This window comes from Actinomyces oricola (assembly GCF_004104015.1).
Lineage (GTDB): Bacteria > Actinomycetota > Actinomycetes > Actinomycetales > Actinomycetaceae > Actinomyces > Actinomyces oricola.
In genome coordinates this window covers 171,248-192,454 of the sequence record NZ_RYFV01000001.1, presented here as the reverse complement: position 1 = coordinate 192,454, position 21,207 = coordinate 171,248, and the positions used below count along the sequence as shown (strand labels likewise).

General features: G+C 68.7%; 17 protein-coding genes and 1 pseudogene. 1 reads left to right on the top strand and 17 read right to left on the bottom strand.

The window, feature by feature from the left end; translation table 11 throughout:
* Positions 1 to 75: 75 nt before the first annotated feature.
* From EUC46_RS00820 to rapZ, 13 genes and pseudogenes are all read right to left on the bottom strand, one after another.
* Positions 76 to 1,251, bottom strand: coding sequence for a prephenate dehydrogenase (locus EUC46_RS00820; RefSeq protein ID WP_128772417.1), 1,176 nt, complete (start codon positions 1,249 to 1,251; stop codon positions 76 to 78).
* On the bottom strand, positions 1,251 to 2,216 hold the full coding sequence (locus EUC46_RS00815; RefSeq protein ID WP_206645846.1) for a pseudouridine synthase: 966 nt from the start codon (positions 2,214 to 2,216) through the stop codon (positions 1,251 to 1,253). Before EUC46_RS00815 ends, EUC46_RS00820 begins: the two co-directional genes overlap by 1 nt.
* On the bottom strand, positions 2,213 to 2,821 hold the full coding sequence (gene scpB / locus EUC46_RS00810) for an SMC-Scp complex subunit ScpB (RefSeq protein WP_128772292.1): 609 nt from the start codon (positions 2,819 to 2,821) through the stop codon (positions 2,213 to 2,215). Before scpB ends, EUC46_RS00815 begins: the two co-directional genes overlap by 4 nt.
* Positions 2,818 to 3,666, bottom strand: coding sequence for a segregation and condensation protein A (locus EUC46_RS00805; RefSeq protein ID WP_128772291.1), 849 nt, complete (start codon positions 3,664 to 3,666; stop codon positions 2,818 to 2,820). The genes scpB and EUC46_RS00805 overlap by 4 nt, the downstream gene beginning before the upstream one ends.
* Positions 3,656 to 4,534, bottom strand: coding sequence for a ParA family protein (locus EUC46_RS00800; RefSeq protein ID WP_128772290.1), 879 nt, complete (start codon positions 4,532 to 4,534; stop codon positions 3,656 to 3,658). The genes EUC46_RS00805 and EUC46_RS00800 overlap by 11 nt, the downstream gene beginning before the upstream one ends.
* 144 nt (positions 4,535 to 4,678) lie before the next feature.
* Positions 4,679 to 5,602, bottom strand: a complete 924-nt coding sequence (xerD, locus tag EUC46_RS00795; RefSeq protein ID WP_128772289.1) for a site-specific tyrosine recombinase XerD — start codon at positions 5,600 to 5,602, stop codon at positions 4,679 to 4,681.
* A 144-nt stretch (positions 5,603 to 5,746) separates the two neighbouring features.
* Positions 5,747 to 5,980: pseudogene (secG, locus tag EUC46_RS00790) on the bottom strand (preprotein translocase subunit SecG); the annotation flags it as partial.
* A 147-nt stretch (positions 5,981 to 6,127) separates the two neighbouring features.
* Positions 6,128 to 6,907 (bottom strand): triose-phosphate isomerase, encoded by a 780-nt coding sequence (tpiA, locus tag EUC46_RS00785; RefSeq protein ID WP_128772287.1) that lies wholly within the window; start codon positions 6,905 to 6,907, stop codon positions 6,128 to 6,130.
* 12 nt (positions 6,908 to 6,919) lie between these two features.
* A complete protein-coding gene (locus EUC46_RS00780) occupies positions 6,920 to 8,113 on the bottom strand; it encodes a phosphoglycerate kinase (protein WP_128772286.1) in 1,194 nt (397 codons plus the stop codon).
* Between the two features lie 175 nt (positions 8,114 to 8,288).
* Positions 8,289 to 9,296 carry a type I glyceraldehyde-3-phosphate dehydrogenase gene (gap, locus tag EUC46_RS00775; RefSeq protein ID WP_128772285.1) on the bottom strand — a complete coding sequence of 336 codons (1,008 nt, stop codon included), beginning with the start codon at positions 9,294 to 9,296 and terminating at the stop codon, positions 8,289 to 8,291.
* A 413-nt stretch (positions 9,297 to 9,709) separates the two neighbouring features.
* On the bottom strand, positions 9,710 to 10,690 hold the full coding sequence (whiA, locus tag EUC46_RS00770) for a DNA-binding protein WhiA (RefSeq protein WP_128772284.1): 981 nt from the start codon (positions 10,688 to 10,690) through the stop codon (positions 9,710 to 9,712).
* Between the two features lie 60 nt (positions 10,691 to 10,750).
* A complete protein-coding gene (locus tag EUC46_RS00765) occupies positions 10,751 to 11,758 on the bottom strand; it encodes a gluconeogenesis factor YvcK family protein (RefSeq protein ID WP_128772283.1) in 1,008 nt (335 codons plus the stop codon).
* Positions 11,759 to 11,773: 15 nt separating this feature from the next.
* Positions 11,774 to 12,772, bottom strand: a complete 999-nt coding sequence (gene rapZ, locus EUC46_RS00760; protein WP_128772282.1) for an RNase adapter RapZ — start codon at positions 12,770 to 12,772, stop codon at positions 11,774 to 11,776.
* 235 nt (positions 12,773 to 13,007) lie between these two features.
* Here rapZ and purT point away from each other — a divergent pair, with 235 nt between their 5' ends.
* Positions 13,008 to 14,231, top strand: a complete 1,224-nt coding sequence (gene purT / locus EUC46_RS00755; RefSeq protein WP_128772281.1) for a formate-dependent phosphoribosylglycinamide formyltransferase — start codon at positions 13,008 to 13,010, stop codon at positions 14,229 to 14,231.
* A 145-nt stretch (positions 14,232 to 14,376) separates the two neighbouring features.
* Here purT and EUC46_RS00750 read toward each other — a convergent pair whose 3' ends face one another.
* From EUC46_RS00750 to uvrC, 4 genes are all read right to left on the bottom strand, one after another.
* Positions 14,377 to 15,822, bottom strand: a complete 1,446-nt coding sequence (locus EUC46_RS00750) for a glycoside hydrolase family 1 protein (protein WP_128772280.1) — start codon at positions 15,820 to 15,822, stop codon at positions 14,377 to 14,379.
* A 106-nt stretch (positions 15,823 to 15,928) separates the two neighbouring features.
* Positions 15,929 to 17,788, bottom strand: coding sequence for a beta-glucoside-specific PTS transporter subunit IIABC (locus EUC46_RS00745; RefSeq protein ID WP_128772279.1), 1,860 nt, complete (start codon positions 17,786 to 17,788; stop codon positions 15,929 to 15,931).
* A 187-nt stretch (positions 17,789 to 17,975) separates the two neighbouring features.
* Positions 17,976 to 18,827 carry a PRD domain-containing protein gene (locus EUC46_RS00740; RefSeq protein ID WP_128772278.1) on the bottom strand — a complete coding sequence of 284 codons (852 nt, stop codon included), beginning with the start codon at positions 18,825 to 18,827 and terminating at the stop codon, positions 17,976 to 17,978.
* A gap of 98 nt (positions 18,828 to 18,925) precedes the next feature.
* Positions 18,926 to 21,163 (bottom strand): excinuclease ABC subunit UvrC, encoded by a 2,238-nt coding sequence (uvrC, locus tag EUC46_RS00735; protein ID WP_128772277.1) that lies wholly within the window; start codon positions 21,161 to 21,163, stop codon positions 18,926 to 18,928.
* Positions 21,164 to 21,207 lie beyond the last annotated feature (44 nt).

Genomic DNA, 21,207 nt, shown 5'->3' with positions numbered 1-21,207 from the left:
TCGCTGCGCACTCGCCGGACCCCGATGACCCCGCCCACACCCGCACCGCTATCGCCCATGAACTCACCGGTGCCTTCAGGAGCGCACCACGCGCCAGCCCTTGGCGTCCAGGGCCTTCTCCAGGCGCTGGGCGGCGCCGGGCAGTACCGACAGCAGGGCCAGGCCGGCGCGCTGCCCCGGGGAGTGCTCCAGGGCGAAGTCCTCAATATTGACCCGCGCATCCCCGACATCAACGAAAAGCCTGCCAAGCTCGCCGGAGGAGTCGGGCACGAGCACCTGGACCTGCGCGTAGCGGCTGGGCGCCCCGCCGTGCTTGCCGGGGATGCGCGCCCGGCCGGCATTGCCCCGGGTCATGATCGCCGTGACCGCGCCGACGGCACCAGGGGCAATGGTCGCCGCCCGCCCGGGAGCGGTGTAGTCGGGGCCGGCGGGGTCGACGGCGGCCGGCTCAATCCCGGCGATGAGGGTGTCCAGATCCTGGCGGATCTGGCGCAAAAGGCCGGTAACTGGGCCGGCGTTGCCCACCACGATCGCCGACCACAGGCGCGGGTCGGAGGCGGCAATGCGAGTGACGTCGCGCACCCCCTGACCGGCTAACGCCAGGGCCGTCTCAGGCATCCCCTCCAGGCGGGCGGCCACCAGGGAGGAGACCAGCTGGGGCACGTGGCTGACGGCGGCCACGGCCGTGTCGTGCTCGGCGGCCCGCATGCGCACGGGCGTGGCGCCCACGTCAACGGCGAGATTGCGCACCACCAGTTCGGCGGCGGGTGTGGCGCCATCGCCCACCACCACCCAGGGGCGCCCGGCGAAGAGGTCGGAGTCGGCCGCCGCCGCCCCTGAGCGCTCCCGACCGGCCATGGGATGGGAGCCCACGTAGCGGCCGGCGTCCTGGCCGGCGCGGGCGCGCACCTGGGCGGCCACACGCTCCTTGACGGAGGCCACGTCAGTGACCACCGCGTGAGGGTGGGCGGCCAGGGCGTCAAGGACCACCTGGGCGGCCACATCGGGGGGCGTGGACACAACCACAATCTGGGGCTCGGCGTCGTCGTGACTGCGCGGATGCCCGGCACCCATATCCCGGGCCAGGGCCAGGGAAGTCGGTGAGGTATCGGCTAACTGGACCTCGATGCCCGCCCCCGACAGGGCCAGGGCCAGGGAGGTTCCCAACAGGCCCGTGCCAATGACCAGGACCGGGCCGGTGGTCGACATTATGGGCGCCGCCCGGGGCGCATCGGCGTCGGGAGCCGGCATCACAGCCCGACCTCCTGCTGCAGGGCCGTGATCTCCTCGCCGCTGAGGGCCCGCACCGCCCCGGGCTTGAGGGAGCCAATGCGCAGGGGCCCGAGCCTGGTGCGTGACAGACGGATGACCGGGTGGCCCACGGCGTCGAACATGCGCCGCACGATCCGGTTCTTCCCCGAATGCAGGGTGATCTCCACAATGGAGCCGCGTGGCCCGGTGTCCTTGACCACGACCCGGTCGGCCCGTACCGGGCCGTCCTCCAGCTCGATGCCGCGCTTGAGCTTGCGCGGCACCCACGGCTCCACCCGTCCCTGGACGATGGCCACATAAGTTTTGGCGACCTCGAAGCTGGGGTGCATGAGGCGGTGGGAAAGCTCGCCGTCGTTGGACAGCAGCAACAGCCCTTCCGTTTCAGTGTCCAGGCGCCCCACGTGGACCAGGCGGACGCCCCCGGGCGCCCCAAGCTCCTGGGCGTGCTCGGCCACCCACCGCTGGGCGTACTGGGCGACCGTGGGCCGCCCCTGGGGGTCCTCCATGGTGACGACCACTCCAGCGGGCTTGTGCACCATGAGGGTAATGATCTCCGGGTTGGTGAGCAGCCGGGAGCCATCGACACGGATCTCCTGGGATACGGGGTCCACGCGCAGGCCCGGCTCAGTGACCACGACTCCGTCCACACTCACCCGCCCGGCGGCAATCATCTGCTCGCAGGCGCGCCGAGAGGCCAGGCCGGCGTGGGCCAGGACCTTCTGGAGGCGCTGGCCACCGGCCACGTGCGGGTCCTCGACCCCTCCGCGCCCGGCCCGCCGGCGGGAGGCGACCAGTTCGGCCTCCTCATCCTCCCCCAGGGCTTCAGCGTCAAAGGAGGCCAAGAGCCTCGGGTCGGCGTCCTCGTCAAGCTCCTCGACGTCGTCGGGGTCGTAGAACTCCTCAGTTCCGAAGTCGCCCTGGTGGGGCAGGTCGCGTGCGCTCACGTCAGACTCCTCGCTGTCATCTCGGTCTCGATTTCGCCCAGTGTCGAGGCGTCGGGCAGATAGGGCGCCAGTGGCGCCAACTCCTCCAGGGTGTCAATGCCCAGGAACTCCAAGAACTCGGTGGTGGTGCGGTACAGCAGCGCCCCAGTGGGCTCAGCGCCAACCTCCTCGATTAAACCCCGGGCCTGGAGGGTGCGCACCACCGAGTCGACATTGACCCCACGGATGGCGGCAATGCGCGCGCGGGTCACCGGCTGGCGGTAGGCGATGACGGCCAGGGTCTCCAGAGCGGCCTGACTCAAGCGGGCGGTGGCCCCGCCCACCACGAAGCGCTCGACCAGCCCGGAGTGCTCAGGGGCCGAGGCCAGGCGCCAGCCCCCGGCGGCGCGGCGCAAGACGAACCCATGGACGCGGGCCCCGGGGGCCCGCCCCCGGTACTCGGCGGCAAGGTCCTTCATGAGCCCCGTGGCCGCCGGCTCGTCCAACCCGAGGGCCTCGGCCAGGGCGCTGGTGGGCACGGGCTCATCGGCGACGACGAGGATGGCCTCGGCGGCGGCGCGCAATTGATCGCGGGGCACCACCGGGGCGTCCTGATGCCGGCTCATGCGAACTCCTCCTCCACGTCGGGTCCTATCATGCCGCTCAGGTCGTTGTCGGGGCCGCACCAGGTCACTCGGATCTCCCCCATGGGCGTCTCCTGGTCCAACTCGACACTGCCCTGGCGGTGCAAAATGAGCAGGGCCAGGAACCGGGCCACAACCACGGCAGTGCTGGTGGCCCCCTCAATGAGCTCGGTGAAGGTCGTCGCACCCCACTGGCGCAGCCGCAGGGCCATGAGGTTCATCTGCTCCCCCACGGGCACGCGCTCATGGAGGTGGACGGTCTGGACGCCCGGGTCGGCGGGGCGGGTGAGGGCGGCGGCCGCCATGCGGGCAAGCCCCTGCGGGGTGATAGTGGACACGAGCCGGGGCAGGAGGGCCGCCAGGTGGGGTTCCAGCCCCACGACACGGGGATGGCAGCGGGCGGCGTCCTCGGCGCGGTCGCGCAGGTCCGCCGCCGCCTGCTTGTAGGCCCGGTACTGCAGCAGGCGGGCGAAGAGCAGGTCCCGGGCCTCCAGGAGCTCCAGGTCCTCGTCGGGCTCCCCGGGTTCGTGGGGCAGGAGCTGGTGGGCTTTAAGCGCCAGGAGCGTGGCGGCCACGACCAGGAATTCGCTGGCGCGCCCCAGGTCCCAGTCGGCGCGCATGTGGGCGATGAAGTCGTCGGTGACCTCTGCCAGGGCCAGTTCGGTGACATCGAGCCGGCGGCGGGCGATCAGGGCCAGGAGCAGGTCGAAAGGACCCTCGAACTGGGGCAGGTTCACCGAGAAACCGGGCAGCCGGACCGCAGCGGTATGGGACTGCGGGGGCGGCCCAGGGGGTGCCGGGGGGCCGACCGCCGGGTTAAGCGACATTGCCGCGGTCAATGAGCTCCCGGGCCAGGCGGCGGTAAGCCTCAGCACCGGGGTGGGAAGGGGCGTAGCTGGTGATCGGTTCACTGGCCACGGAGGCGTCCGGGAACTTAATGGTGCGCCGGATGCGGGTATCGAAAAGCTTGTCGCTGAAGGCTTGGGCCAAACGCTCCAGGACCTCCCGGGAGTGCAGAGTGCGCGGATCAACCATGGTGGCCAGGATGCCGTCAATCTGTAACCGGGGGTTGAGCCGGTCCCGCACCCGGTCCACGGTCTCCACTAGCAGGGCCACGCCGCGCAAGGCGAAGAACTCGGTCTCCAAGGGGATAATAACGCCGTGGGAAGCGGTCAGGGCGTTGATAGTCAGCAGCCCCAGAGAAGGCTGACAATCCACTAAAATGGCGTCGTAGTCGTCCAGGATGGGGCGCAGCACGCGAACCAGGGCCTGCTCGCGGGCCACCTCATTGACGAGTTGGACTTCAGCGGCGGACAGGTCGATATTGGCCGGCACAATGTCCAGGCCCGGTGTGGTGGTGGGCTGGATGATGGGGCGCACATCAGGGCGGGCGGCCACCAGCACGTCATAGACGGTGGAGTCCAACTCGTGGGCGTTGATCCCCAGCCCCGCGCTGGCGGCCCCTTGGGGGTCGAAGTCGACGATGAGGATCTTGCGGCCATACTCGGCCAGAGCGGCGCCCAGGTTGATTGTGGTGGTGGTTTTGCCGACGCCGCCTTTCTGGTTGCACATCGAAATGACGCGGGCCGGCCCGTGCGACTCCAGTGGCGCAGGGTCGGGAAAGACTCTCCCCTCCTCTTTCTTCTCCTCGGAAGAGGGCCTATCAAGCAGTCCAGGGTGATCGGAGTCGTTCACAAACGTCAGCCTAGTCGACACTGGCCCGGTAACGGCTTCGACCCGCGCGCGGGCCGTTGTACCTCATGTCGGAACGCCGGTGAAACCGGCTTGCACCCGCCGGTGCCGAGGGCGGGAAAACCGGATAAGCAGTGCGGTTCGGACTCAACCCAGGGCACGGGGATGGCTGGTGGCGTAGACCTCGCGCAGCTGGTTGACGGTGACTTTCGTATAGATCTGGGTGGTGGTGACTGAGGCGTGCCCGAGCATCTCCTGGACTACGCGCACGTCCGCGCCGCCGGCCAGCAGGTGCGTGGCGAAGGAGTGGCGCAGGGTGTGCGGGGAGATGCTGCGCTCCTGGGGGGCGTCCGGCCCGCTCAACTGAGCGCGCTGGGCGGCCTGCTGAAGTACTCCCCAGGCGCTCTGGCGTGAGAGCGGACGGCCCAGGGTGTTGAGGAAGACCTCGGGCACTCCCCTGCCCTTGGAGGCCAGCTCGGGGCGTCCCCGGACCAGATAGGCCTCCAGGGCCCGCCAGGCGCAGGCCCCCATGGGCACAATGCGCTCCTTGCGCCCCTTGCCCAGCAGGCGCAGGCAGCCGGTGGAGGCATCCAGGTCGTCCACGACCAGGCCCACGGCCTCAGAGATGCGCGCACCGGTGGCGTAGAGCAGTTCCAGCAGGGCCCGGTCGCGCAGGCCGGCCGGGGAGTCGTCGCCACCAGCGGACTCCAGCAGGCGCTGGACCTCTGAAACGGTCAGGGCCTTGGGCAGGCGCCGGCCCACCTGCGGGGGGTGCACGGCCGCAGACGGATCATCATCCGTCAGGCCTTCTTCGTGGAGGAAACGATGCCAGCCGCGCACCGCCGTCACCGTCCGGGAGGCCGAGGAGGAGGCCAGCGCCCTGCCGCCGTCCCGGCCGGTGCGCAGGGCCTGAAGGAAGTCGGTGACGTCCTCCTCAGTGGCCTGGCCGGGGTCCATGGTGCCGTGAGCCCGCAGGAAATCGGCGTAACGGCTCAAATCCCGTTCGTAGGCGCTCAGAGTATTAGGGCTCAACCCGCGTTCAACGCGCAGGTGCGCCAAGTACCCGCGCAGGGTGCGCTCGAGTGCGTCCCTGGGCGGGGTCAGTGGGTTCTGGGCGGTGTCCGTGGCCGGTTCTCAACTGGGGAGAAGACCAGAGGCCAGGCCCAGGCCCACGACAATCGAGTCGGCGGTATCCCCGCCGCCGTCGGGGAAGAACTTGGTGAGGAGCCCCAGCCCCACAATGGTGGCGACCCACACCAGGGCCACGCCAACCGTAATGCGGTCCAGGTTCCGCTCGGCGACACCAGAGGTGCCCGCCGAAGAGGAAACACCGCCCCCGAACATGTCCGACAGGCCGCCGCCCTTCCCCTTGTGCAGGAGGATCGACATAATGAGGAAGAAGCTCGAGAGCACGAGCAGCACCTGAAGAGCAATGCGCAGGATGTTCATGTCGTGGTCCCTTCGTCGGTGTCGCGCGAGGCCCGGCGCGCAGCCGCGGCCCGGCCCGACTCTACCCGAGATGCCCGCCGGGGTCCGAGCACCTGGCTGTGAGGTGTCCGGACCCCGGCGGGGTACGTCTGGTGCGCCGGCGCGCGATCAGGCGTAGAAGCGGGCCATGGCCCCGAAGGAATCGGCCTTCAGTGAGGCGCCGCCAACAAGGGCGCCATCAATGTCGGCCTGAGCCATGAGCTCCTTAATGTTGCCCGGCTTGGCGCTGCCGCCGTAGAGAATGCGGGTGGCCTCGGCGGTGTCCTCGCCGTAGTCGGCGCGCAGGGCCTCGCGAATGGCCCCGCAGACCTCCTGGGCGTCCTCGGCGGTGGCCGTCTCACCGGTGCCAATGGCCCAGATGGGCTCATAGGCGATGACGATCTTGGCGACGTCCTCAGCTTGCCAACCAGCCAGGGCGGCGCGGATCTGGGCCAGAACGAACTCGACGTGGGTGCCGGCCTTGCGAATCTCCAGGGCCTCGCCGCAGCACAGGATCGGGGTCATGCCCGCGTCCAGGACCTTGCGGGCCTTGGCGCCGACCAGCTCGTCGGACTCGCCATGGTACTCGCGGCGCTCGGAGTGGCCCATGACCACGTAGGTGCAGCCGAGCTTGGTGAGCATGGCGGTAGAGATCTCACCGGTGTAGGCGCCCTTGTCGTGGGTGGACACGTCCTGAGCGCCGTACTTAATGCCCAGGGAGTCCGCCTCGACGCTGGTCTGAACCGAACGGATGTCCGTGAAGGGCGGGATGACCAGGACCTCGCACTTGGCGTAGTCGTGGTCGTTGTCCTTCAGGTCCATGGCCAGGGCCTGGACGAGGTGGGTGGCCTCGAGGTGGTCGAGGTTCATCTTCCAGTTGCCCGCCATTAGCGGGGTGCGGTTACTCATTGCGGTGTTCCTTCAGTCGTCCAGGACAGCGATTCCGGGCAGCGTCTTGCCCTCGAGAAGCTCAAGGGAGGCGCCACCACCGGTGGAGATGTGGGAGAACGTGGACTCGTCGAAGCCCAAGGTGCGCACGGCGGCGGCGGAGTCACCGCCACCGATGACGGAGAAGGCGTCCGACTCGGAGATCGCCTTGGCCACTGCCTTGGTGCCGGCGGCGAAGGCCTCGAACTCGAAGACGCCCATGGGGCCGTTCCACACCACGGTCTTAGAGGTGGCAATGGCGTCGGCGAAGAGCTCACGGGTCTTGGGACCAATGTCCAAGCCCATCTGGTCGGCGGGGATCTCGTTAGAGGGAACCACGGTGGCAGGGGCGTCGGCGGCGAAGACCGGGGCGACGACCGTGTCCACGGGCAGGAGCAGCTCGACGCCGTTGGCCTTGGCGGTCTCCATGTAGCCCTTGACGGTCTCGATCTGCTCCTTCTCCAGCAGGGAGGAGCCGACCTCGTAGCCCTTGGCGGCCAGGAAGGTGTAGGCCATGCCGCCACCGATGAGGAGGCGGTCGGCCTTGCCCAGGAGGTTGGAGATGACACCGAGTTTGTCGGAGACCTTGGAGCCGCCGAGAACCACCGTGTAGGGGCGCTCGGGGTTGTTGACGGCACGGCCCAGGGACTCGATCTCCTTGAGCACCAGGAGCCCGGAGGCGGCCGGGAGGACCTTGGCGACGTCGTAGACCGAGGCCTGCTTGCGGTGCACGACGCCGAATCCGTCGGAGACGAAGACGTCGGCCAGGGCGGCCAGCTCAGCGGCGAAGGCCTCGCGCTCGGCATCCACCTTGGACGTCTCGGCGGCGTTGAAGCGCACGTTCTCCAGCAGGACGATCTCGCCGTCCTTCATGGCGGCCACCGCGGCCTTGGCGGACTCCCCGACCGTGTCCTCGGCCAGGGTGACCTTGGCGCCGGTGACCTCGGCCAGGCGCTTGGCCACGGGGGCCAGCGAGTAGTCGGGGTTGACCTTGCCCTTGGGGCGGCCCAGGTGGGCGACAATGACGACCTTGGCGCCCGCGTCCAGCAGGGCGCGCAGGGTTGGCAGGGCGGCCTGGATGCGGCCGTCGTCGGTAATGTTCTTGTCGGCGTCCAGGGGGACGTTGAAGTCGGAGCGGACCAGGACGCGCTTGCCCTTGAGCTCGCCCAGGGACTCGATGGTCTTCATGCGAAACCTCATTATCGGTCGGGGTGGTGTGTAAGGGGTGCCCGGGCCGACGACGGAGTCGGGCCGGGCGAGGAGGCGCCTGCCGCCGGGCGGCGCCCCTCCACGGACTGCGCCCGCGCACGCAGTGTGCGTGCGCGGGCGCGATCCCTTAAAGAGACATGTTCTCAGCGTGGTCTCAGGCGAGCTTGGAGCCGACCAGGGCGGTCAGGCGGACCAGGGCGTTGGAGTAGCCCCACTCGTTGTCGTACCAGGAGAGGACCTTGACGAGGTTGCCAATGACCTTGGTCTCAGAGGCGTCGAAGATCGAGGTGTGCGAGTCGCCCACAATGTCGGTGGAGACGATCGGGTCCTCGGTGTACTCCAGGACGCCCTCGAGCTCGCCCTCGGCGGCCTTCTTCACCGCGGCCTTGACGGCCTCGACGGAGACCTCCTTCTCAGCCACGAAGGTGAGGTCGGTCAGCGAGCCGGTCGGGGTGGGGACGCGCACGGCCAGACCGTCGAACTTGCCCTTGAGCTCGGGGAGGACCAGGGCCACGGCCTGGGCGGCACCGGTCTTGGTCGGGATCATGTTGAGGGCGGCGGCGCGGGCGCGACGCAGGTCCTTGTGGGGGGCGTCGAGGACGCGCTGGTCGCCGGTGTAGGAGTGGATGGTGGTCATAATGCCGCGCTCGATGCCGAAGTTCTCGTGGAGAACCTTGGCCAGGGGGGCGAGGCAGTTGGTGGTGCACGAGGCGTTGGACACGATGTTCATCGTGGCGTTGTCGTAGTCGCCCTCGTTGACGCCCATGACGAAGGTGCCGTCGACGTTCTTGGCGGGAGCCGAGATGACGACCTTCTTGGCGCCGGCGTCGATGTGGGCCTTGGCCTTCTCTCCGTCGGTGAAGAAGCCGGTGGACTCCACGACCACCTCGACGCCCAGGTCGCCCCAGGGCAGGTCGGCGGGGTTGCGCTGGGCGAGCACCTTAATGTGCTTGCCGTTGACGATAATGCCTTCCTCGTCGTAGGAGACCTCACCGTCGAAGCGTCCCGTGATGGAGTCGTACTTGAGGAGGTGAGCAAGGGTCTTGTTGTCGGTCAGGTCATTGACGGCAACAACCTCAATGTCCGCGCCCTGCTCAAGGGCGGCGCGGAAGAAGTTGCGGCCAATACGGCCAAAGCCGTTGATACCAACGCGGGTGGTCACTTTGTGTCCTCCTAGTGCGCCGGCTGTGGCGCACGGTCGATGGTGGGGTGTGCACTGTGCTGTGCCCCGGACCGTCAGGATCAACGACCACCTCGGGTCCGGCACACGCGAGTGTAGCGTGCGGGCGGTCACAAGGTGGCTGTCTGCACACGCCAAGGGCGAAAAGTTCAGCCGAGCCCGCAACGGCCACTGCAAGTGCGCGTGGTTTCGCCCCGGGCGCAGGACCCAGGTCCCACATCTGCATTCCTGTGCTCATTCTGCGAGACGGCGCGACCCGGCCCGCCGCCGCGGCCGGCCTGGCGGAGAAGCGGTGGTGCCATGCGCCGGGGGCGGTGATTCTGGGTGATTCTGGTGGTCGCGTTCGGCCCGCCCTCGGCGGGGCGGCGCAGGCCCGAGGCGGTGGGCTCAGCGGCTCACAGGTCGAGCATTTCCTGGGTGAGCACGGACTCGGTGTCGGGCACGCCCAACTCGTGGGCGCGCTTGTCGGCCATGGCCAGAAGACGACGGATCCGTCCGGCCACCGCGTCCTTGGTCAACTGGGGCTCGGAGAGCTGTCCCAACTCCTCCAGGCTGGCCTGCTTGTGCTGGACCCGCAACCGCCCGGCCTCCTGCAGGTGGGAGGGGATGTCGTCTCCCAGGATCTCGAAGGCCCGCTCCACGCGCGCCCCGGAGGCGACGGCGGCGCGCGCCGAACGGCGCAGATTGGCGTCGTCAAAGTTCGCCAGACGGTTGGCGGTGCCCCGGGACTCGCGGCGACTGCGGCGCTCACCCCAGGTCTTGAAGGCGGCGACCGCGCCCATGCGCTCCAGCAGAACGCCAATGGCCTCGCCGTCGCGCACCACCACCCGGTCGGCGCCGCGCACCTCTCGGGCCTTGGCCGCCACATCGAAGCGGCGCGCGGCCCCCACCAGGGCCAGCGCCGCCTCAGAGCCCGGACAGGTGACCTCCAGGGCGGAGGACCGCCCAGGCTCGGTCAGTGACCCCCGGGCCAGGAAGGCGCCCCGCCAGGCCGCGGCGGCGGCATTGCGTCCGCCCTGTACCACGGCCACCGGCATGCCGCGCACGGGCCGGCCGTGCCCGTCGACCAGGCCGGTCAGGCGGGCCAGATCCTTGCCCCGCTCGGTGACGCGCAGGATGTAGCGCGAGCCCCGGTGAAGAGAGCCGGCCTGAACGACCATCACCTCGGGATCCATGCCGAATAGGTCTTTGAGCTCGTGATGGAGGCGGCGCGCGGCCGCGCCGTGGTCGAGTTCGGCCTCCACGACAATGCGCCCCTGGACAATGTGCAGGCCCCCGCCGAAGCGGAGCATGGAGGCGACCTCTGCCCGGCGTTGGGCGGCGTTGTCCACTCTTGTTCGCGCCAGCTCGTCCTTGACGGTCACGGTCAGTGACATGGGCGGTACTCCTCCACTAGTCTTCATCCTCCCCGGCTCGTGTGCGAGATCGACTGCCGCTCAGTCCCCTGGATCATCGCCAGAGGCGACGTCCCCGACAACACCATCGAAGGCGTCCCGGAAGGCGGCCGCCAGCCGTAGGGGGTCATGTTGGCATACAGATGAGTCAATGCGCACCTGACGGAGCACCAGGGAGGCCCCCATGGAGGCGGACACCCTGGCGAGGTCGCCGAGGTCTTCTACTGCGGAAGGGTCGGCCAGAATCACGTCCAGGCGCAGGTCTGGAGCGTACTCCGATAAAACCCGCAGGTGGTCCGCGGCGGTCATGCCGTCGGTCTCCCCGCGCTGCTCGGAAAGATTGAGCACCACGACCTTACGGGCCTTGGTGCTCACCAGGGCTCGGCGCATGGCGGGCAGAATGAGATGCGGCAGAACGGAGGTGTACCAGGATCCCGGTCCCAGTACCACCCACTCGGCCTCCTCAATGGCGCGTACCGCCTCAGGGTGGGCGTCGGCGTCTTCGGGAACCACTCTGACGTTCTCCATGCGCCCCCGGGCGGTGGCCACGGCCACCTGGCCCGAGACACGGCGGCGCCGCCCGTCGTTAACGATGTCGGCTTCGATCACCAGTGGGGCGGCGCTCATGGGGACCACGCGGCCGTGGATCGACAAGAGACGACCCACCCAGGCCAGGCCCTCGACCTCGTCGCCCAGGAGCTGCCACAGGGCCAGGATGAGAAGGTTGCCCAGGGCGTGGTTATCCAGCTCTCCCTCGCCCTCGAAGCGGTGCTGGAGGACATCCCTCCAGGTCAGGCCCCACTCCGATTCGTCGCACAGGGCCGCCAGTGCCATGCGCAGGTCCCCTGGCGGAAGGCAGTCGAACTCGCGGCGCAGGCGCCCCGAGGACCCGCCGTCGTCGGCGACTGTGACGACGGCCGTGGGGCGGTGCGTGACGTGACTCAGGGCCCGCAACGTTGCTGACAGGCCGTGCCCTCCTCCCAGGGCCACGACGGCGGGGCCCTCCTCCCCTCGCCGGGGCCAGCCTTCAGCATCAATGGTGGTACCCATGTCCTTGCTCCTGTCCTACTCCCGTCCCAGGTCCCGATGCTGGGCCACCACCGCGAATCCCTTGGAGCGCAGGCGCGTCGCAATGCGCTCGGCGGAGGCCACAGAACGGTGCTTGCCCCCGGTGCAGCCCACGGCGATGGTCACGAAGGGCTTGAGCTCGTCGATGTAGCGCGGTAGGGCCGGCGCGAGCAGGTCGGCATAGCCATCGACGAAGGCCGCCGCCCCCTCCTGTCTGAAGACGTATTCGGCCACGGGATCGTCGCGGCCCGTCAAGTGCCGCAGCTCGGCCACCCAGAAGGGGTTGGGAATGAACCGCACATCCAGGACGTGGTCGGCGTCCATGGGCAGCCCGTATTTGAAACCGAAGCTCATGACATTAATGCGCAGGGCCAGCTCGGAGTCCTTGGCGACGAGTTCGCGGACGCGGCGCGCCAAATCGTGCACGGAGTAGTCAGAGGTGTCGATCACCATGTCCGCCATGGCCCTGAGGCCGCCCAGCAGGGTGCGCTCGTACTCAATACCGCCCAGGATCGAGCCCGTGCCCTGTAGGGGGTGGGGGCGGCGGGAGGATTCGAAGCGCCGCACCAGGGAGGCGTCGGAGGCGTCCAGGAAGATGAGCCGCACATCAATGCCCGAGCTGCGCAATTCTTTGAGGTAGTCCATGAAGGACGCGAAGAACTCACGGGTGCGCACGTCGACGACGGCTGCCAGACGGTGCACCCCGGCGCCGACCGTTGTCATCATGCCCGCCAGCGCGGGCAGGAGCTGGGGCGGGAGGTTGTCGACGACGTACCAGTCGAGGTCCTCCAGGGCCATGGCCGCGCGCGAGCGCCCGGCCCCGGACATGCCGGTCACAATGATCATCTCGGGGCGCTGGGCGCGGGGCACGGGCGGTGCGGCGTCGTCAATCGCCGGGATCTCGGTCGGCACGGTGTCCCTGAGGGGATCACGGCCCGAGGCCGTGTTGGGGTGCGGTGCGCGCCCGGAGGTCGGGGGTCGGTCGTCGGCGTCCATGAGCCAAGCATGGCATGGGCCACAGCCCGGCCGGGGTGAACCGGGCCCGGGGCGTGGTGGATGCGGTCCTGGGCGCTCGCCCGCCTCCCCCTATTCCTGGCTATGGGCGCGGCGCCTGGTGGGCGCGGCGCGCCGCACTGACGCGGTGGGGCTGCGTGCGCCGTCCTTGGGTAGCGTGGGGCTGTCCGGCGTGCGTCGGGCACAATGCCGCCGCCCCGGCCCCGAGGAGCACAATATGACTACGACCGCCCCCGGCGTCATTGGTACGCCCTGGTCCTCCAGCGCCACCCAGGCCGTCCTTCTTGGGGGCGGTGAGATCGGCAAGGAGGTCGCTATCGCCCTGACGCGGCTGGGCGTGGAGGTTACCGCCATTGACCGCTATGACGGTGCCCCGGCTCAGCATGTTGCCCACAACGCGCTGACGGTGGACATGTCCGACCCGCAGGCGTTAACCGCCGCGATCCGCTCCACGGGCGCGAGGATCGTTATCCCGGAGATCGAGGCGCTGGCTACCGGGGCGCTGGTGGCTCTGGAGGAGGCCGGTGAAGTGCGTGTGGTCCCCACCGCGCGCGCCGCGCGCCTGACCATGGATCGCGAGGGGATCCGCCGCCTGGCCGCCGAGGAGCTCGGCCTGCCCACGAGCCCTTATGTTTTCGCCTCCAGCCCGGCCGAGCTCGCCGCCGGCGCCGCCCGGGTCGGCTACCCCTGCGTGGTCAAACCGGTCATGTCCTCCTCGGGGCACGGCCAGTCGGTGCTGCGCGGCCCGGGGGACTTGGAGGCGGCATGGCGCTACGCGGCCACCGACTCCCGGGTGGACCGGGGGCGGGTCATCGTTGAGGGCTTCGTGGAGTTCGACACCGAGATCACCCTGCTGACGGTCCGCTCCCGGGACGCCGCCAGCGGCGAGACGGTAACGAGCTTTTGCCAGCCCATTGGGCACCGCCAGGTCGACGGCGACTACGTCGAGTCCTGGCAGCCGCAGGCGCTGCCCGCCGGGGCCCAGGAGCGCGCCCAGGAGATGGCCCGCGCGGTGACGACGGCCCTGGGCGGTTGGGGCCTGTTCGGCGTCGAGCTGTTCGTCTGCGGTGAGGAGGTTCTTTTCTCCGAGGTCTCGCCCCGCCCGCACGACACCGGCCTGGTGACCATGGCCAGCCAGAGGCTCAGCGAGTTCGAGCTCCACGCGCGCGCTCTGCTGGGTCTGCCGGTCGATACGTCGCTGCGCTCGCCGGGCGCCTCCGCCGTGGTCAAGGCCACCGGGGAGTCCAGGCCCGGTCAGGGCGTGCTCTTCACTGGTGTGGATGCCGCCTTGGCGGTGCCCGGCGTGGATCTGCGGCTCTTCGGCAAGCCGGTGGCGCACCCGGGGCGTCGCATGGGCGTAGCGGTGGCGACTGGTCCCACTGTGGCTGTCGCGCGCCAGCGCGCCCGGGCGGCTGCGCAGGCGGTTCGTGTTGCCCACTGACGCCGCCACCGTCCGGCCAATACCGCCACTACCCGGCCCGAACTGACATTAACTGACATTACTGACATTGTGGGGTGAGACAGACACCAACGTCGTCTGTCTCACCCCACAATGTCAGTTCGGCTGGTGGGGCCGGAGAATGGGTTCAGACCTCCGCGTCGGTCACGAGGCTGGCGCCGTTGGAGGCGATGACCTCCTTGTACCAGTCGAAGGACTGCTTGCGGTAGCGCTCCAGGGTGCCGGTGCCGTCGTCATTGCGGTCGACGTAGATGAAGCCGTAGCGCTTGGACATTTGGGCCGTGGATGCCGACACGCAGTCAATGCAGCCCCAGGTGGTGTAGCCCAGCACGGTCACGCCGTCGGCGATGGCCTCGCCGACCTGGATGAGGTGGTCGCGCAGGTAGTTGATGCGGTAGTCGTCGACGACGGTGGGCTCGCCGTCGGCTCCGGTGACCAGTTCGTCGCGCGCCCCCAGGCCGTTCTCGACAATGAACAGCGGCTTGTTCCAGCGGTCCCAGAACTGGTTGAGCACCACGCGCAGTCCCACCGGGTCGATCTGCCAGCCCCACTGGGAGGCCTCCAGGGTGGGGTTGGGCACCCCGCCCAGGATGTTGCCCTCCCCGGCCTCGACGTTCTGGGTGACGGTCTCGCAGACCGACATGTAGTAGCTGAAGGACACGAAGTCCACGGTGTGCTCGCGCAGCAGGGCCAGATCCTCCTCGGTGACACCCAGGTCGGACAGCTCCAGGCCCTCCTCGCGCAGGGTGCGCAGGAAGTAACCCGGGTAGACCCCGCGAACGTGGACGTCGGAGAAGGCCAGGTTGGCGTGGTCCGCTTTCATGGCGGCCAGGACGTCCCGGGGGTCGGGCGTCAGCGGGTAGACCGGCGTGGCAATGACCATGCAGCCGATGAGGGCGTCGGGGGCGACCTCGCGGGCGATCTTCGTGGCCGCGGCGCTGGCCACCAGTTCGTGGTGGATGGCGGTGTACAGGTCCTTGCGGCTGAGCTCGTCCTTGGGGGTGTTAATGCCGCCGGACAGCAGCGGCTCGTGGAGCACCGAGTTGATCTCATTGAAGGTCAGCCAGTACTTGACCCGCGAGCCGTAGCGCTCGAAGAGCGTGCGGGCGTAGCGCTCGTAGAAGCCAATGAGGCGCCGGTCGGACCAGCCGTCGTAGGTCTCGGCCAGGTGCAGCGGGGTCTCGTAGTGGCTGATGGTCACCAGCGGCTCAATGCCGTGTTTCTCGCACTCATCGAGGACCCGGTCGTAGAAGGCCAGCCCCTCCTCATTGGGCTCGGTCTCATCGCCCGCCGGGAAGATCCGGGACCAGGCGATGGAGAAGCGGAAGACCTTGAATCCCATCTCCGCCAGCAGGGCAATGTCCTCGGCGTAGTGATGGTAGAAGTCGATGGCCTTGAGCTTGAGGTTGTCGGGCGTCGGCGCTGCAGTGCGCGGGGCCGTAATGCCGCGGGGCATGACGTCCTGGATGGACAGGCCCTTGCCGCCTTCGTTATAGGCGCCTTCCACCTGGTTGGCGGCCACGGCGCCGCCCCACAGGAAGCCCTCGGGGAAGGTCGGTGATGCGGTGGTCATCGGTGATGTCTCCTTGTGATGTCGTGATCTCGGCTTTTGGTACGTGTTATATGCGGCGGGTGGCGAGGGGCCGGTTGGGGCCGATTGCGGCCCCAACCGGGAGCCCTCAGTGATCGATCTCGACGACGGTGTCACCGGCGTCGACATTGCCGGAGATGACCGGGACGACGCCGGCCAGTGAGGCGGTGTTGGTCACCACCAGAATGGTGGTGGGGTCCTTCTGCGCCTCGCGCAGGGTTGCCAGGTCGACCTCAGTGAGGAGGTCTCCGCGTTCAACGCGCTGGCCGAGCGCGACCGCGGGGCTGAAGCCCTCCCCCTTGAGTTCGACGGTGTCCAGGCCCACGTGAATGAGCAGTTCGACGCCGTCGTCGGTCTTAATGCCGTAGGCGTGGCCGGAGTCCATGACGGTGACCAGGGTCCCGGCGGCGGGCGCCACCACGCGGATGCGCTTGTCGCCCTCAGGCGTAATGCCGACGCCGTTGCCCAGGGCGCCGGAGGAGAAGACCGGATCGGTGACCTGCTCCAAGGGCACGGCCCGGCCGGCCAGGGGCGAGCCCAGCGCGATGGTCGGCTCGGCGTCGCCGGCGTCCTGCGCTGCGGGCTCGGCGTCGGCCTCCTCGACCGGGTCCTTGAAGCCCACGACCAGGGTGAGCGTTAGGGAGATGACCACGGCCACACCCATACCGGCGAAGCTCAGCACGAGGTTTCCGTAGTTGAGCAGGGCGGGGATGCCAATGAGGGAGGGGAAGACGAAGGTGTCTGTGGCAGCGCCGCCCATGGACATGATGGCACCACCAACGGCGCCGCCAATGCAGCCGTAGATGAAGGGGCGCTTGAGCGGCAGGTTGACACCGTAGATGCCGGGCTCGGTAATGCCGGCCAGGAATCCGGACAGGGCGGCCGGTCCGGCCAGTTCCCGCATCTTGGCGCTGCGGGTGCGGATCATCACGCCGAGCACGGCCGCCGCCTGCGCCAGGACTGCGGCGAAGAGGGGCGCGCCGATGAAGGAGTATCCCGGGGAGTCGAGGTTGGCCATCATGATCGGGACGAAGCCCCAGTGGACGCCGAACATGACGAAGACCTGCCAGAAGGCCCCCATGACGGCCCCTGCCAGCCACGGTGCGAGGACGAAGAGCTGAGAGACTCCCGAGGACAGCCCGTTGGAGATGAGTGTGGTGACCGGGCCGATCGTCATGAGGGTCAGGGGGACCATGACGGCCAGAACGATCATGGGCACGGTGAAATTGCGGATCGCGCCGGGCAGAGTCTTCTTCAAGAAGCGCTCCAAATAGCCTTGGACCCACACGGCCACAATAATCGGCAGCAGCGATGAGGTGTAGCTCGCCATGACCACTGGAATCCCGAAGAAGGTGACGCCCTTGGCGCTCGCCAGTTCCACAATGTTGGGGTAGACGAGGGCCCCGGCCAGCGCGACGGCGGTGATCTCATTGGCCTTGAAGCGGCGCGCCGAGGTCAGGGCCAGGACGATGGGCAGGAAGTAGAAGACGGAGTCGGAGGCGGCGTTGAGAATCGTGTAGGTCGTGGACTGGTCCGACCAGCCCGCCGTCGTCGCCAGGGCAAGCGCCGCCTTAATAAGACCCGCACCGGCCAGGGTCCAAATGATGGGGTTGAGCAGGGCGCTAATGAGCTTAATGGCGCGGTCGAAGAGGCTGCCCTCGTCGGCGGCCTCGTCCTGGGAGCCGCTGTCGCCGAGTTTGGTAATCTTGCCGAGCTCCTCGTAGAGCAGCGGCACATCGTTGCCGATGACCACCTGGTACTGGCCGCCGGCCTGCACCACGGTGACCACTCCCGGCATGGCCTTAATCTGGTCCGTAGCGGCCTTGGACTCGTCGGTCAGGACCAGGCGCAGCCGGGTGGCGCAGTGGGACATCGCGGAGATATTGGCCTCGCCCCCGATCTTCTCTAAAAGCTGCGGCGCCATCGCCGCGTAGTCGACTTTTGCCATCAAGATCCTCCTCGATCCAGGATCCGCGAGGAACAAAAAAGACCCGAAATGCCTCTTGTGCTGTTTGCACAGAAAACATCTCAGGTCTTGCCCCTTGCGGGTCACAATCCTATAAACCCCCAAGGGGCTCAAGAGAAGCGTAGGGAGCCGCTAACGGAGAAACAAGTACGGAGTGATGTGTCATAAGTCACATCACTGTCAGTGGGGGCATTCCCGTCTGAAGGCGGGCGACGTGAAGAGTGAGGTAAGCGGTTTCATCGGCCTCAATGCGGGTGCCCAGACGCAACTCAAGAAGCTCCTTGATCCGCAGTGCCACCCGGTGCGCCTCAGGGTGCGTGGCGCGTAGCACGTCGGCTATGGCCGACGCCGTCCCGTCGGCGATCTGCTCGCCAGTGCGAGAGCGCACCAGCAGGTAGCGCAGGTGGACGGCGAAGCGTGCAGTGCCGATCGAGTGCTCGTCGAAGGCCTCGCCGAAGGCGCCCTTGAGCAGGTCCATGACCTGGGCAATGAGCCGGGACTGGCGTGATGCCTCCTGGGTTGAGGGAGCCCCGACGGCGGCCGTGAACAAGTGGAGGGCCAGGGCAATGGCCTCCCCGGAAGGGAGCTGGACCTCCTGAGAGGCATTGATATTGGCCACCATCTTCTCGGCCAGCCGCAGCTCCTCGGGATGGAGGTGGGCCACCTCGGCGCGCAGCGGGTAATCCATGACCAGTCCGGTGCGAACCCGCTCCATGGCCTGGTTGACGTGGTCGACGACCGCCAGCACGGTTGAGGAGGGCACCGCCGTCTTCAGCTCGTGCGCGGCTTGGATGAAGGTGCGCTCGATCAGCGAGATCCGCTCCAGGGGGATGCCGGCAATGACCTCGGCCACGGACTCGGCGTTCTGGGCGGGCACATAGCGGCGGGCAATGAGCCCGGGATCGACGGTGTCCCCGCGCCGGCGTTGGAAGCCCAGGCCGCGACCGGTCAAGATGGCCTCGCGCCCAAGCTCGTCACGCGCCAGCACGACGTTGTTGTTGAACACCCGCAGGATCTCCATACGGTGAGTGTGCCATTGTCAGGCGCCTTGTGAGCACTGTCTGGTGACTCTCCGGGAGGGTCCGCGGGGGTGCCGGCGGCCATCCGGTGCCAGGCGCCTCAGGAGCCCTGTCCACCACCCAGGTGGTTGAGGACGGCGGCCGCCAGGGCCGGGCCAATGCCCTTGACGGAGGCGATTTGCTCGGCGCTGGCCCGGCGCAGCCGCTTAACGCTTCCGAACTCCTTGAGCAAAGCGGCCTGCCGGGCCGGCCCCAGGCCGGGAATATCGTCGAGTACGGAGCGGGTCATGCCCGTCGAGCGCTTCTTGCGGTGGTGGGTGATGGCGAAGCGGTGCGACTCATCGCGCAGGTGCTGGAGCAGGTAGAGGGCCGGTGAGGTGCGCGGTAGGACCACGGGGAACTCCTCTCCGGGTACCCACACTTCCTCCAGGCGCTTGGCCAAACCCACCAGGGGCACGTCCACCCCCAACTCGTCAAGGACGGCCCTGGCGGCATTAACCTGGGGCAGCCCGCCGTCGACGACCACAAGGCTGGGCGCGTAGGAAAAGCGCCGAGCCCGTCCGGTACTCGGGTCGATGGGCCCCGAGGCGATGGGGACGCCGTCGGTGTCCACGGCGGTGGCCCGCCCGTCGAAGACGTCAGGGACGAGGTCCGGCAGCCCCTCCCCCGCCGCGCCATCGCCGGCGGGGTTGTCGCCGGTGAGTTCGCCCTGCTCGGCCAGCAGCCGCTTAAAGCGGCGAGTGAGGACTTCCGCCATGGCGGCGGTGTCATCGCCGGCCCCGCCGCCCTCGGGCCCGCGCAGGGTAAAACGACGGTAGTCGGATTTGCGGGGCGCGCCATCCTCGAAGACCACCATGGAGCCGACCTGGTAGGTGCCCTGGGTATGGGAGATGTCATAGCACTCCACCCGCAGGGGCGCCTCGGGCAGGTCCAGGGCCGCGGCGAGCTCTTCCAGGGCTTGGGAGCGCTGGGTGAGGTCGCCGGCGCGGCGGGTCTTGTGCAGGCGCAGCGCCTCCTGCGCGTTCTTGCGCACCGTGTCCATGAGCGCCGCCTTGTCCCCGCGCAATGGCACGCGCAGGTCGACTTTCGCGCCGCGCAGGGAGCACAGCCATTGGCGCACCGCAGTGGCATCGTCGGGCAGGACCGGGACCAGGACCTCCCGGGGGACGGCGGTGGTAGCGGTGTGCGCGACGTCGTCGACGCTGGTGGCGGCCGCTTCGCCGGCGCGCGGGGCGGGTGCGTGGGCCGTCCCGGCGCGCGGCTGGGGGGCGGCCGGGGCACGAGGGCCCACACCCAGGCTGGTGGTAGGCCCCGAAATGGCCGGGGCGGCCCGGCCACCAGTAGCATCCCGGCCGTCGCGCACCGTGGCATCGGTTGCCGCCTCCGGGTCGGCGGGGTTGAGGAGCTCGGCGTAAACCTGCTGCAGAAGGCGTTCAATGAGCTCAGCGTCATTGGCCTGCTCAACCAGGTCAATGACCCAGCCGCGCTGCCCGCGCACCCGCCCCCCGCGCACATGGAAGACCTGGACGGCGGCCTCCAACTCATCGCGGACCAGGGCGAAGACGTCGGCGTCAGTGGCGTCGGGCAGGACCACGGCGTTGCGCTCAAGCACCTTGGTCAGGGCCGCGGCGTCATCGCGCAGGCGGGCGGCCTTCTCAAAGTCCAGGGCCGCGGCGGCCGCCCGCATTTGGCTCTCAATCTCACGCAGGTAGGGGCCGGTGCGTCCGGCCATGAAGGAGCAGAAGTCCTCAGCCAGGGCGCGGTGGTCCTCGGGGCTAATGCGGCCCACGCAGGGGGCCGAGCACTTGTCAATGTAGCCCAGCAGGCAGGGGCGGCCCGAGGCGTGGGCGCGCTTGAAGACCCCCGCCGAGCAGGAGCGCACGGGGAAGACGCGCAGAAGCTGGTCGACGGTGTCCCGGATCGACCCGGCCGCCACAAAGGGGCCGAAGTACCGGGTGCCGCTCCTGCGAGCGCCGCGCACCACCTGCACGCGCGGGTAGGACTCGGACATGGTGACCGCCAGGTACGGGTAGGACTTGTCGTCCTTGTACATGACGTTGAAACGGGGGTTGAACTCCTTAATCCAGGAGTACTCCAGGGCCAGGGACTCCACCTCGGTGGACACCACCGTCCACTCCACGGCGGCCGCGGTGGTCACCATGGTCTGCGTGCGCGGGTGCAGGGCGGTGATGTCGTGGAAGTAGCTGGACAGGCGCGAGCGCAGGTTCTTGGCCTTGCCGACATAGATGACGCGTCCTTCACTGTCCAGGAAGCGGTAGACCCCGGGCGAGGTGGGGATCTCCCCCGGCGCAGGGCGGTACGTGGAGGGGTCGGCCATGGCGGCAGCGTACGGGGTTCACCCCCCGTCAGGGCACGCCCAGG